This window comes from Nonomuraea sp. NPDC003707 (genome assembly GCF_053587055.1).
Window position 1 is genome coordinate 166,597 of sequence record NZ_JBSFNK010000009.1, and the last position, 12,461, is coordinate 179,057.

Genomic DNA, 12,461 nt, shown 5'->3' on the forward strand with positions numbered 1-12,461 from the left:
GGAAACGGTATCCACGCGCCGCCCGGCACGCCGGGCCGGACCGCGTCTTCGGAAGGAAGAACACCCCATGAAGCTGAAGCAGTCCGCGATCGCCTTGGCCCTCTCCGCCATGACGGTCCCCGGCATCGTGCTGGCCGGCACCACCGGCGCCCTCGCCACTCCCGACCGGTACGCCGTCACCATCTCCGACCAATCCCGTCCGGCGGCGCCCACCGTAGACGCCAAGGGGCCGGGGGTCTTCCCTCACTCCGCGGACTACGACCCGGACTCCCGGAAGTTCGTGACGGGTTCGCTGGCGCACAGCACCATCTCCTCCGTCGACCAGAAGGGCAACGTGCGCACCCTCGTTGACGACAAGAAGCTGGTGTCCGTGCAGGCCGTACGGGTGGACTCCAGGCGGAACCGGATCCTGGGCAGCAACGTGGACTACGGAACGGCCGACCGCTCCACGCCCGCCACCAAGTTCAAGGTCGCGGGTGTCGCCGGCTACGACGCCGACAGCGGACGCCGACTCTGGTACGCCGACCTGAACAAGGTCGCGGACGACGGCAAGCAGCATCTCGTGTCCGACGTGACGATCGCTCCGGACGGCACGGCGTACGCCGTCGACGAGCTCTCCCCGACGATCTTCCGCATCGACCGCGCCGGACGGGCCTCCGTCCTCCTGCGCGACGACCTCCTGGCCGGTGATCTGAAGATCCCGGACTTCCTGGACAACGTGGGCATGAGCGCCGTCGCATGGATGCCAGGCAACCTCCTCATCGTCGCGAAGGCCGACGGCAGCCTGGTGCGGGTACCGGTCGCCCACCCCGAACAGGCCGCCAAGGTCAGGCTCTCCAAGAGCCTCAAGGCCCTCACCGCGGGCATCCGGGCCCTGCCGGACGGGTCGATCGTCGCGATCAGCAGTGGACTGCTCAGCGGGAAGGCCGCCGTCGTGCAACGGGTTCGCCCCGGCCGCCACTGGAAGTCCGCCACCGTCTCGGTCACCGACACCGTCGCCGACCCGGTCAGCAGCGCCGTCACGGCCGGCCCTCGAGGGACGACCTACGCGCTCAGCGGCGGTCTGGCAGCCCTGCTGGCCGGCAAGCCGAACGACGGCTTCACGCTGCGCCCGGTCAACGTGCGCTGACCCGCACCACCGTTCGGGCCCGCCTCTCTCCCCGGGCCGGTTCCGAAGAAGCACCGGCCCGACCTTCCGCACCACACCGTCATCCCTGGCACCCGCGAAAGGAAACAACATGTCTGCGCTGTACGCCACCGAGGCCCTGTCGACCGGTGACGGCCGCAACGGCCACGTACGGTCCCTCGACGGAGTCCTGGACGAAGCCCTCGCGATCCCGAAGGACCTGGGCGGCCCCGGCGGCGACAGGACCAACCCGGAGCAGCTCTTCGCCGCCGGATACGCCGCGTGCTTCCACAACGGACTCCGCCTGATTGCGAAGGAGATGGGAGTCGAACTGCCCGGGTCGAGCGTGCGGTCGAAGGTGAGCCTGCTCCCGACGGGGACCGGCGGTTTCGCCCTCGCCGTGTCGCTGACAGCACTCCTGCCCGGCCTGGAGCAGCCCACCGCCGACGAGCTGGTGAAGGCCACACACCAGGTGTGCCCGTACTCCAACGCCACCAGGGGGAACATCGAGGTGGCCCTCAAGGCCATAGTCCGGTAGGGGACTTCGGACGGCTGACTCGCGGCGGCTGCCGGCGGCTCAGGCCGATTCGGACCGGGGCTGGGACGCGATCGTGGCCGGCGAGTACGAACGAGCGTTCTCGGTTCGGCTGCCGCCAAGAAAGTTCGTACACACTCGACCATGGCGTCGATCTCGCCGGGGGTGAGGACACGCTCCACAGGCGTTGAAATGCAAAGCGGGAGAAGTCATCACTTCTCCCGCTTCGATATGAAGTGTCCGAGGGGGGACTTGAACCCCCATGCCCATCACTGGGCACTAGCACCTCAAGCTAGCGCGTCTGCCTATTCCGCCACCCGGACTTGGTGCCTGCACGTGAGACCGTCATCTCGCGTCGGCTCAGTAAGGTTAGCAAACTCTGAGGGGTGCGTCATACCAAGAATCAGCTCGCCCCTCCGAGGTGTCTCCGCGGGCCCGGATATGGGGCGGGCGGGAGCTCCTGATGGGGCCTTGCTGACGTACGCCAGAGGGTGTTGAGGCAGTTGGTGGCGGTTTGGCCCATGGGGAGTTGGCGAATTTCTGGGTCTCCGTTGAAAAGCTCTTGCGGCAACGTTGGGTGCTGCTACGGTTACGGACCGTTGAGGGGTGAGTCCATGGACCGGCCTCACGACAAATGAGGCCGGTTCTGGAGTGCGGGAGGTCACGTGGCGCGCATGGTGGTGCGGCGGAGGGCTGTGGCCCTCGGTGTGCATCGCCTGCCCGTGACCCTCCCGGCGCATGACGTGACCACCGTTCAGGTTGACCGGATGGCGCGGTTCGCGGCCGGTGCCCGGCGGCTCGTCGTGCGGGCAGTCACTGTCGGCGCCCTGGTAGCCGCCGGATGGCTGTTCGCCGTCATCTTCGGCATGCTCACCGCCGCCCCGGCGGCGGCCGAAGTGGCGACTCCTACGGCGGACGCGCAAGCGAAGACCACGGCCGCGCAGACCGTGGACGGAGCCGCGTCCGCTCAGGTATCTCACTCCCTCACCAGCCCCGATGACAACGCCGAGGCCATGGCCGGGCGTACGGTCGACGGGCTCAACAGCCAGCAGGATCCTGGCCTGCCATCGCCATCCACCGCCGGAAAGATCCTGGACACCAATGGCTTGGTGCCCAACGGCGGTGGCAGCGGCTCGTTCGGGGCCGCTGCGGGGGACGTCGCGAGGTCTGTGTTCGACCCGCGGCTGCAGGTGCTGCGCGCCCTCCTGGCGCGGGTGCCTGCCCCCGTCGTCCGCACAGCGGCGGACGACCCCTCCTTCTCGCCTGACTGACCCGCCTTGCAGCTGCCGGTCCTTTCGTTGACCGGCCCCTTTCCGAAGTAACGCGGTTGAGCGCGGTCTGAGACGCCTCTCCGCCGGCGGGTGCACAAACACGTCAGTTCAGCTGTTCGCGAACCCGAGGTCTCCGCTGTGCGCGAAACCTCGCACGGCCTCGGGCTGCCCGCGAACCGTTCCGTTATCCCCCAAGAAGTTATCCCCCCAAGAAGAACCACTAGGAGCATTCATCATGCGTACGTGGGCAAAGGCATCTACTCCCGCGGCTCTGCTCGCCGTTGCCGTCATGTCGTTCGGCGGCGGCACCGCCCTCGCCGACACCTCGGGCGACGCGTCCGTCGGCGGCGGCAACCAGGTCGACCTGCCGATCTCCCTGCCCATCGACATCAGCGGCAACTCCGTCGGCGCGGTCGGCAGCTCCTCTGCCTCCTCGCAGGGCGGCGCCGAGGTCGTCAACAAGGGCGGCATCCCGGGCAACCGCACCTCGGGCAACGCGAGCGTGCTCGGCGGCAACCAGGTGAACGCGCCCATCAGCGCCCCGGTCAACGCCTGTGGCAACGCCGTCTCGCTGGTCGGCAGGTCCGACGCGGGCTGCAAGGGCGGCGCCACCGTTCGCAACCAGGGCAAGGGCGGCGCGGGCGGTAACCGTACCTCCGGCGACGCCAGCGTGCTCGGCGGAAACCAGATCACCGCGCCGATCTCCGCGCCGATCAACGTCTGCGGCAACGCGGTCGCGATCTTCGGCAGCGCGACGGCGGGCTGCAAGGGCGGCTCCAGCGTCCACAACACCGGAGTGGGCGCGGGCGGCAACCGCACCTCGGGCAACGCCAGCGTGCTGGGCGGCAACCAGGTCGTCGCGCCGATCTCCGCGCCGGTGAACATCTGCGGCAACGCCGTCGCCGTCGTCGGCCGGGCGTTCGCGGGCTGCAAGGGCGGCTCGACCGTCACCAACGGCGGCGGCCACCGGAACGGCTACCACGGCCCCCGCGGCCCCGTGGGCTCCTCGGGCAACGACACCGACGGGCGCTTCGGGGTCGGCAGCGGCAACCAGGTGATCGCCCCGATCAGCGTGCCCGTCAACGTCTGCGGCAACGCCGTGGGCAACGCCGCCGCCAGGTGCGAGGGCGGCTCCAAGGTCGAGAACACCCGCCGCGGGTCCGGGGCGGGCGGCAACGTCACCTCCGGCCAGGCGGGCGTCCTCAGCGGCAACCAGGTGGTGGCGCCGATCAGCGCGCCCGTCAACGTCTGCGGGAACGCGGTGGCCCTGGTCGGGCACGCGTTCGCCGGCTGCAAGGGCGGCGCCCGCGTGAAGAACGGCGGCACCGGCGCCGGTGGCAACCACACCTCCGGCCGGGCCGGCGTGCTGAGCGGCAACCAGGTCATCGCGCCGATCACCGCCCCGATCAACATCTGCGGCAACGCGGCCGCCGTGCTCGGCGCCTCCAGGGCCCACTGCAAGGGCGGGGCCAAGGTCGACCGCACCGGCGGCGGCGGCAACCACACCTCCGGCCGCGCCGGGGTGCTCGCGGGCAACCAGATCATCGCGCCGATCGCCGCTCCCATCAACGTCTGCGGCAACGCTGCGGCCGTCCTCGGCGACGCCGCGGCCGGGTGCCTCGGTGGCGCGAACGTCGGCAGGCCCGAGTACGGGCACGGATTCGTCCGCGGCGGCGTCGAGCGGACGGCCGGCAAGGGCTCCAAGGGCGGGCTGCTGCCCATGCTGCCCGCCGTCCCGGTCCTGGGCGGCGGCGTGCAGGACCTCGCCGGCGTCACCCAGAAGGGCAACGACCTGGCCGGGGTTCCCCAGCAGCTGGGCGTGACCGGCAAGCTGCAGGAGGTCACGGGTACGGGCCTGACCTCGGTGCCGCTGGTCGAGGACGCCGCCCAGACGTTCGGCCTGCCGAGCCTGCCCGAGCTGCCCGGCCTGCCCGGCCAGGCCCAGACCCCGGCCCAGCCGAAGAAGAAGCACGCGGCCGGCCAGGTCGACGGCGCCGGGCGCCCCGCCTCCTCGAGCGGCGCCGTGTCCGTGCTCGACCCGGCGACCGGTCTCGTGGCCGGCACCCCGGTCGGCGGCGCCGTCACCTCGGCCACCCGCGGCCTTCCGGTCAGCGGCCTGATGAGCGCCGAGCAGCCCGCCGGCCTCGGGGGGATGAACTCCAGCTCCCTGCTCGCCCTCATGATCGGCGCGATGTTCGCCGCCTCGGCGACGCTGTTCGGGACCGCTCGCCGGTTCCGGATCGGCCGGAAGTAAGGGAATCAGGCAGCACGTAACAAGGACGGCTACCGCTCACAGCCTGTGAGCGGCCAGCGTTAGACGCTTTGCCCGTTCCGGGGGCGCGGCCCGGGGCGGGCAAAGCCATGTCCGGGGTTCACAGTGTGCTGCGTACCCGCATGACCTTGCGACGCAGCCGTACGTGGCGGCTACCGTCGGGGTAGACGCGTACGCGGGCCAGCTCCCACTGCCCGTACTCTGCGTGTTCGGTCAGCAGCTGACGTGCTGCTTCACGAGTGAGATCGCGTGGAATGAAGATATCCATGTAGGAGTAGTCGAGCACAACGATTAGTCTCCAGGGTGAGTCAGGGCGCCATGCCGCTCGATGGGGCTTATTCTGCGTGCTTGTGGGTGGACCCGGAAGCTAGTGGGTAGCCCGGGGGAAGGAAATTTCCGCGAGTCGGGTTACCTTTCAGTCTGTACCGACTCCCGGCAGGGGGATTTGCAAAGCGAACAGCGAGGTAGGAAGCAGCGTGCCAGCCAAGAACGGCAGCGCCGGCGGAACACGCCTGGTGATCGTCGAGTCGCCCGCGAAGGCGAAGACGATCGCCGGGTACCTCGGGCGCGGCTACATCGTCGAATCGAGCATCGGCCACATCCGTGACCTTCCGGAGAGGGCCGACGACATCCCCGAGAAGTACAAGGGAGCCCCATGGGCCCGCCTCGGGGTCAATGTCGAGCACGAGTTCGAGCCGCTGTACGTCGTCAACCCGGACAAGCGGTCGCAGGTCAACAAGCTGCGGCAGCTGCTGAAGGACGCCGACGAGCTCTATCTGGCCACTGACGAGGACCGCGAGGGCGAGGCCATCGCCTGGCACCTGCGAGAGGTCCTCAAGCCCAAGGTCCCGGTCCACCGCATGGTGTTCCACGAGATCACCCCGCAGGCCATCCAGGACGCCGTGGCCAACCCGCGCGACCTCAACCTGCGCCTGGTCGACGCCCAGGAGACCCGGCGCATCCTCGACCGCCTCTACGGCTACGAGGTCAGCCCGGTCCTGTGGAAGAAGGTCAAGCCCCGCCTGTCGGCCGGCCGCGTGCAGTCGGTGGCGACGAGGCTCGTTGTGGAGCGCGAGCGGGAGCGCATGGCGTTCACGCCCGCCCACTACTGGGACCTGCAGGCGCTCTTCGACACGAACAAGCCCGAGGAGCGGCCGCGCGACTTCACCGCGACCCTCACGGGGGTCGACGGCAAGCGGGTGGCGCAGGGCCGCGACTTCGCCAGCACCGGGCGGCTCAAGAACGTCGACGTGCTCCACCTGTCCGAGGAGGCCGCGGGCGAGCTGGCCGGGCGGCTGACGGGCGCGTCGTTCGCGGTCAAGTCCGTGGAGCGCAAGCCGTACACGCGCAAGCCGTACGCGCCGTTCCGGACGACCACGCTGCAGCAGGAGGCCAGCCGGAAGCTGGGGTTCTCCGCGAAGTACACGATGCAGGTGGCGCAGCGGCTCTACGAGAACGGCTTCATCACCTACATGCGTACCGACAGCATCACGCTGTCGGAGACCGCCGTGGCGGCCGCCAGGTCCCAGGCGATCAAGCTGTACGGGGCCGCGTACGTGCCCGACAAGCCGCGCGTCTACAGCAGCAAGGTGAAGAGCGCGCAGGAGGCGCACGAGGCGATCCGGCCCTCGGGCGAGGAGTTCCGCACGCCGGGCGAGACCGGGCTGTCGGGCGACATGTTCCGGCTGTACGAGCTGATCTGGCAGCGCACGGTGTCCTCGCAGATGAAGGACGCGGTCGGCGAGTCGGTCACGGTCAAGGTGGGCGGCAGGTCGTCGTCGGGCGAGGACGTCGAGTTCAGCGCGTCCGGGCGGACGATCACGTTCTACGGGTTCCTCAAGGCGTACGTGGAGGGGGCAGACGACCCCTCGACCGACCGCGACGACTCCGAGAAGCGGCTGCCGAACCTGGCGGAGGGCGACGCGCTCAGCGTCAGCAGGCTCGACGTGGCGGGCCACTCGACCAAGCCGCCCGCGCGTTACACCGAGGCGTCGCTGGTCAAGGAGCTGGAGGACCGCGAGATCGGGCGGCCTTCGACGTACGCCTCGATCATCGGGACCATCCTCGACCGCGGCTACGTGTTCAAGAAGGGCACGGCGCTGGTGCCGTCGTTCCTGGCGTTCGCCGTGGTCAACCTGCTGGAGCAGCATTTCGGCAACCTGGTCGACTACGACTTCACGGCCGAGATGGAGAAGGTCCTCGACGACATCGCCAACGACCGGGCCGAGCGGGTGCCGGAGCTGCAGCGCTTCTACTACGGCTCCGACGGCGACGAGGGCCTGAAGGAGATGGTCACCGACCTCGGTGACATCGACGCCAAGGAGATCAGCTCGTTCCCGATCAAGGGCACGGACATCGTGCTGCGGGTCGGGCGCTACGGGCCCTACCTCGACAGGGACGGCGCGCGGGTCAACGTGCCCGAGGACATGACGCCCGACGAGCTGACGGCGGAGAAGGCCGAGGAGCTGTTCTCCAGGCCGACGGGCGACCGGGAGCTCGGGCGCGACCCGGTGTCCGGGAACATGATCGTGGCCAAGGACGGCCGCTACGGCCCGTACGTGACCGAGGTCCTGCCCGAGCCGCCCGAGGACGAGGCGCCCAAGAGACGGACGAAGAAGGCCGACGCGCCCAAGCCGCGCACGTCGTCGCTGTTCAAGACGATGTCGCTGGACACGATCACGTTCGAGGACGCGCTCAAGCTGCTGTCGATCCCCAGGCTCGTGGGCGAGCTGGAGGGCGAGGAGGTCGTGGCCTCCAACGGCAAGTTCGGCCCGTACCTGAAGAAGGGCACCGACTCGCGCTCGCTGGCCTCGGAAGAAGACCTGCTGACGGTCACGATCGAGCAGGCCAAGGAGCTGTTCGCGCAGCCGAAGCAGCGCGGCCGGCGGGCCGCGGCGGCGGCGCCGCTGCGCGAGCTGGGCGCCGACCCCCACTCCAAGAAGCCCATTGTGGTGAAGGAGGGGAGGTTCGGGCCCTACGTGACCGACGGCGAGACGAACGCGTCGCTGCGCAAGGACGACACGGTCGAGGACATCACGACCGAGCGGGCGGCCGAGCTGCTGGCCGAGCGGCGCGAGCGGGCGCCGGCGGCCAAGAAGACCACCACGAGGAAGGCGCCGGCGAAGAAGGCTCCCGCGAAGAAGCCGGCGGCCAAGTCGTAAGGCGAGCCGCGAGGTTGGCGGGGCCGCAGGACGCGGCCCCGCAAGTAGCATCGACGCTGTGATCGTCTTGTTCTTCGCGGGCCTGATCCTGCTGGCACACCTTTATCTGTGGCAGCGGATGGTCCGTTCCACCACGGCCCCCGGGCGGCTGCGCAAGGCGTTGACGTGGGGTGTGGTGGGGCTGACGGTGCTCGTCGTGGCCACGTTCGCGGCCACGCGGATGGACTTCGGGCACTGGCTGGCCTGGCCGGGCTACGTCTGGCTGGCGCTGATGTTCTACCTGATCGTCTTCCTGGTGGTGCTGGAGGTGCCGCGGGCGGTGGCCGCGCTCGTCCTGCGCAGGGCCTCGCGGAAGGCCGTGACGCGCGAGGCGGCGCCGGTGCCCGTGCCCGCCATGGCGGGAGCCCCGGCGCCCCCCGAGCCCGCTCCCGTGGTGGCCCCCATCAGCAGGAGGCTCTTCCTGGGGCGGACCACCGCCGCCATCGCGGGCGTGGGAGCGCTGGGCACGGTCGGGTACGGCATGACGAGCGCCCTGGGCGACCCCGTGATCGAACGCGTGAAGGTGGCCCTGCCGAAGCTGGACTCACGGCTCAGCGGCCTGCGGTTCGCCGTGGTGAGCGACATCCACCTGGGGCCGCTCACGGGCAGGGGGCACACCGAGCGGATCGTCCGCATGATCAACGGCCTGGAGGCCGACGTGGTGGCGATCGTGGGCGACCTGGTGGACGGGTCGGTGGCCCAGCTGGGGCCGCTGGCGCAGCCGCTGAAGAGCCTGGAGTCCCGTTACGGGGCATATTTCGTGACCGGCAACCACGAATACTTCGCTCCCAGCGGGCCCCTGGAGTGGATCGAGGAGCTCGATCAGCTCGGCGTACGCTCGCTGCGGAACGAGCGCGTGGAGATCAGGCACCAGGGTGCCGTGCTGGACCTCGCCGGGGTCAACGACCTCAACGGCGCCTCGGCGGGCGACGGGCCCGACTTCGACAAGGCGCTGGGCGGCCGGGACGCCGGCCGGTCCACGGTGCTGCTGGCGCACCAGCCGGTCCAGGTCGGCCAGGCCGCTCGCCACGGCGTCGACCTGCAGTTGTCCGGCCACACGCACGGCGGGCAGATCGCGCCGTTCAACCTGGTGGTGGGCCTGCAGCAGCCCGTGGTCTCCGGCCTGGCCACGGTCGACGGGGTGCAGGTGTACGTCACCAGGGGCGCCGGGTTCTGGGGCCCGCCGGTGCGCGTCGGGGCGCCGCCCGAGATCACGCTGCTGGAGTTGCGCTGACCTTCCGCGATCTACTGGTCACCTGCGGTCATGATGGCGTAGAGTATCCAACCGGATACTGATCGGAGGTGGGGGATGGTCTCCTCGCCTATGGAGGCGGCGCACGCCGCCTTCTGGGCCAAGCGCGGCGGGCAGCTGTTCAAGCAGGCCCGCCATGCGGCGAGCATGAACCAGCGCGTCCTGGCCAGCGTGAGCGGCACGTCGAGGACCACGCTGTCGGCCTACGAGCACGGCAGGAAGTCACCGACGCTGGAGACCGCGGGGCGCATTCTCGACGCGGCCGGCTTCCGGCTGGCGCTCGAGGCCAAGGTCGAGTTCGCGGCCCGCGCGGGCGACGGTCGGACGTTCCACGTGCCGAGCCGGTTGCGGCGGCTGCCGGTCGGGGCGGCGCTGGGCGTGGTGCGGCTGCGGGAGCGGGTCTACGACCTGGCCGACCGGCAGGCCCGCCGGGCCGCGTACACCGTGCTGCTGTGCGAGGGCGAGCCTCAGGAGCTGCTCGATCACGTGGACGGGGTGCTGCTCGTCGAGCTGTGGGGCGAGCTGGAGCTGCCCGAGGAGATCCGCGCGGAGTGGGGGCCCTTGGTGGAAGAGGCCCGACTTGAGGCCGGAGTTATGAATTGATGATGCTTTTGGGGGCCTATTCGAGGTCTGCACCCTGCACGCTGGCCCGCGAACGTAATACCCTCAGCCCCGAGTCGGCCGGGAATATCCGGCTGGTCTGTTGTCCGCCCACTTCCTGGATACGCTGAAATCATGACTGCCCCTGGTCGAAGCCGCCCGGCCCACGTGCTGGCCAATGCGCCGTTTCGACGGCTTTGGATGGCCATGTCGGTGTGCAGCCTGGGCGACTGGCTCAACATCCTGGCGCTGACCGCCCTGGCCGGTAATCTCACGCAGAACGACTACCGTCTGCAGTCGCTGGCGGTCGGCGGGGTGTTCATCGCCAAGATGCTGCCCGCCGTGCTGCTCGGGCCGCTCGCGGGGGTGTTCGCCGACCGGTTCGACCGGCGGCTGATGATGGTCGTGGCCGACCTGCTCAGGTTCGCCGTGGTGCTGTCGATCCCGTTCGTCCGCAGCTACCAGTGGGTGATCGTCGCGACCGTCCTGGTCGAGTGCGTCAACCTGTTCTGGGTTCCCGCCAAGGACGCCACGGTGCCCAACCTGGTGCGCAAGGATCAGCTCGAGTCGGCCAACCGGCTCAACCTGCTGGTCACGTACGGCACCGCGCCGGTCGCGGCCATGCTGTTCGCGGCGCTGTCCGTGGTGGGCGGTGTGATCACGAGCATGGTGCCGTCCATGGCCGGCCAGGACGCCACGTCGCTCGCGCTGGTCGTCAACGCCTGCGCCTACCTCGTCTCGGCCGTCCTGATCTTCACGCTGCGCGACATCCCCAAGCGCGACGGCGCCATCTCCACGCCCTCCGTGCTCAAGCAGATCGTCGAGGGCTGGCGGTTCGTGGGCGGCAACCGACTGGTGCGCGGGCTGATCATCGGCATGCTGGGCGCCTTCGCCGCGGGCGGGGCCGTGGTCGGCGTCGCCAAGATCTACGTCCAGGCGCTCGGCGGCGGCGACGCGGCCTACGGCGTCGTGTTCGGCGCGGTCTTCGTCGGCATGGCGCTGGGCATGTTCTTCGGCCTCAGGCTGCTGCGCGAGCTGTCGCGGCGGCGGCTGTTCGGCCTGGCCATCACCGTGGCGGGGCTCGTGCTGGTGGCCACCGCGCTGGTGCACAACCTGGTGATCGTGGTCATGCTGACCGTGCTGCTGGGGGCGTGCGCGGGCATCGCGTGGATCATCGGCTACACGCTGATCGGGCTCGAGGTCGAGGACGGGCTGCGGGGCCGTACGTTCTCGTTCCTGCAGTCCACGGCGCGGGTGACCCTGCTGCTGGTGGTCGCCGTGGCCAACCCGCTGGCGGCGATCTTCGACGTCCACTGGCTGCGGTTCGGCACGATCGCCTACCGGTTCGACGGCTCCAACCTGGTGCTGGTCATCGGCGGGGTGCTCGCCATGGTCGTGGGCGTCCTCGCGCTGCGGCACATGGACGACAGGAAGGGCGTCTCGCTGGCCGGCGACCTCATCGCGGCGGTGCGCGGCGAGCGGTTCCCGGCCGAGGCGGCCGAGGCGGTGCCCGGGCTGTTCGTGGCGTTCGAGGGCGGCGAGGGGTCGGGCAAGACGACCCAGTCGCGGCTGATCGCCATCTGGCTGCGTGACCAGGGCTACGACGTGGTGCAGACGCGCGAGCCGGGCTCGACCAAGGTCGGCATGCGGCTGCGGGCGATCCTGCTCGACGCGGCCGAGCGCGGGCTGTCGGCGCGTTCCGAGGCCCTGCTCTACGCCGCCGACCGGGCCGAGCACGTGGAGAAGGTGATCCGTCCCGCGCTCTACCGGGGCTCGCTCGTGATCACCGACCGCTACGTGGACTCCTCGCTGGCCTACCAGGGGGCCGGGCGGGCCCTCGACCCGAAGGACGTGTCCAAGATCAACGCTTGGGCCACCGGCGGGCTGGTGCCGCACCTGACGGTGCTCATCGACACCCCGCCGCAGGTGGGGCTGACCCGGCTGGGCGGGGCCGCCGACCGGATCGAGTCGGAGCCGCTGGACTTCCACGAGCGGGTACGCAAGGAGTTCCGGGCGCTGGCCGCGGCGGCGCCCGAGCGTTACCTGGTGGTGGACGGCACGCTGGAGCCCGAGGTGATCACCCGCCAGATCCAGGACCGGATCCGCGACATCCTGCCGGACCCGGTGCCGCAGGAGTCCGAGGACGCCACGGGCACGATGCCCGCCATCCGCGGCGACTGGACGATGCCCACCATCCGCGACTAG

The 12,461-nt window shown here is 70.1% G+C and carries 9 protein-coding genes and 1 tRNA gene; 8 read left to right on the plus strand and 2 right to left on the minus strand.

What is annotated here, in order from left to right; all coding sequences use genetic code 11:
- Window positions 1-67 precede the first annotated feature (67 nt).
- Complete coding sequence (locus ACWDRB_RS24785; protein WP_449897232.1) at window positions 68-1,129, plus strand: hypothetical protein; 1,062 nt, start codon at window positions 68-70, stop codon at window positions 1,127-1,129.
- Between the two features lie 109 nt (window positions 1,130-1,238).
- Window positions 1,239-1,664, plus strand: a complete 426-nt coding sequence (locus ACWDRB_RS24790; RefSeq protein WP_449897234.1) for an organic hydroperoxide resistance protein — start codon at window positions 1,239-1,241, stop codon at window positions 1,662-1,664.
- A gap of 234 nt (window positions 1,665-1,898) precedes the next feature.
- On the opposite strand, the gene ACWDRB_RS24795 is transcribed toward ACWDRB_RS24790, so the two are convergent.
- A tRNA-Leu gene (locus tag ACWDRB_RS24795) sits at window positions 1,899-1,984 on the minus strand.
- A 351-nt stretch (window positions 1,985-2,335) separates the two neighbouring features.
- Here ACWDRB_RS24795 and ACWDRB_RS24800 point away from each other — a divergent pair.
- Together ACWDRB_RS24800 and ACWDRB_RS24805 are read left to right on the plus strand one after the other, a co-directional pair.
- Entirely contained in the window at window positions 2,336-2,932 is a 597-nt protein-coding gene (locus tag ACWDRB_RS24800; RefSeq protein WP_449897652.1) for a hypothetical protein, read from the plus strand.
- A gap of 235 nt (window positions 2,933-3,167) precedes the next feature.
- Window positions 3,168-5,186 carry a chaplin family protein gene (locus tag ACWDRB_RS24805; RefSeq protein ID WP_449897236.1) on the plus strand — a complete coding sequence of 673 codons (2,019 nt, stop codon included), beginning with the start codon at window positions 3,168-3,170 and terminating at the stop codon, window positions 5,184-5,186.
- Window positions 5,187-5,304: 118 nt separating this feature from the next.
- Here ACWDRB_RS24805 and ACWDRB_RS24810 read toward each other — a convergent pair whose 3' ends face one another.
- Entirely contained in the window at window positions 5,305-5,472 is a 168-nt protein-coding gene (locus ACWDRB_RS24810) for a DUF5703 family protein (protein ID WP_225963818.1), read from the minus strand.
- 208 nt (window positions 5,473-5,680) lie between these two features.
- On the opposite strand from ACWDRB_RS24810, the gene topA reads away from it, so the two are divergent.
- The 4 genes from topA (at window position 5,681) to tmk (ending at window position 12,461) form a co-directional block, all read left to right on the plus strand.
- Window positions 5,681-8,365 carry a type I DNA topoisomerase gene (topA, locus tag ACWDRB_RS24815; RefSeq protein ID WP_449897238.1) on the plus strand — a complete coding sequence of 895 codons (2,685 nt, stop codon included), beginning with the start codon at window positions 5,681-5,683 and terminating at the stop codon, window positions 8,363-8,365.
- Between the two features lie 58 nt (window positions 8,366-8,423).
- A complete protein-coding gene (locus ACWDRB_RS24820) occupies window positions 8,424-9,638 on the plus strand; it encodes a metallophosphoesterase (protein WP_449897240.1) in 1,215 nt (404 codons plus the stop codon).
- 75 nt (window positions 9,639-9,713) lie between these two features.
- Window positions 9,714-10,259: a helix-turn-helix domain-containing protein gene (locus ACWDRB_RS24825; protein ID WP_364245625.1), complete on the plus strand. Its 546-nt coding sequence runs from the start codon at window positions 9,714-9,716 to the stop codon at window positions 10,257-10,259.
- A gap of 132 nt (window positions 10,260-10,391) precedes the next feature.
- On the plus strand, window positions 10,392-12,461 hold the full coding sequence (gene tmk, locus ACWDRB_RS24830) for a dTMP kinase (protein WP_397371920.1): 2,070 nt from the start codon (window positions 10,392-10,394) through the stop codon (window positions 12,459-12,461).

Bases quoted from the DNA above. Each gene is read 5' to 3' on its own strand.
- ACWDRB_RS24800 (WP_449897652.1), top strand. From the start codon at position 2,336: ATGGTGGTGCGGCGGAGGGCTGTGGCCCTCGGTGTGCATCGCCTGCCC.
- ACWDRB_RS24805 (WP_449897236.1), top strand. From the start codon at position 3,168: ATGCGTACGTGGGCAAAGGCATCTACTCCCGCGGCTCTGCTCGCCGTT.
- ACWDRB_RS24790 (WP_449897234.1), top strand. From the start codon at position 1,239: ATGTCTGCGCTGTACGCCACCGAGGCCCTGTCGACCGGTGACGGCCGC.
- ACWDRB_RS24810 (WP_225963818.1), bottom strand. From the start codon at position 5,472: ATGGATATCTTCATTCCACGCGATCTCACTCGTGAAGCAGCACGTCAG.
- ACWDRB_RS24825 (WP_364245625.1), top strand. From the start codon at position 9,714: ATGGTCTCCTCGCCTATGGAGGCGGCGCACGCCGCCTTCTGGGCCAAG.
- tmk (WP_397371920.1), top strand. From the start codon at position 10,392: ATGACTGCCCCTGGTCGAAGCCGCCCGGCCCACGTGCTGGCCAATGCG.
- ACWDRB_RS24785 (WP_449897232.1), top strand. From the start codon at position 68: ATGAAGCTGAAGCAGTCCGCGATCGCCTTGGCCCTCTCCGCCATGACG.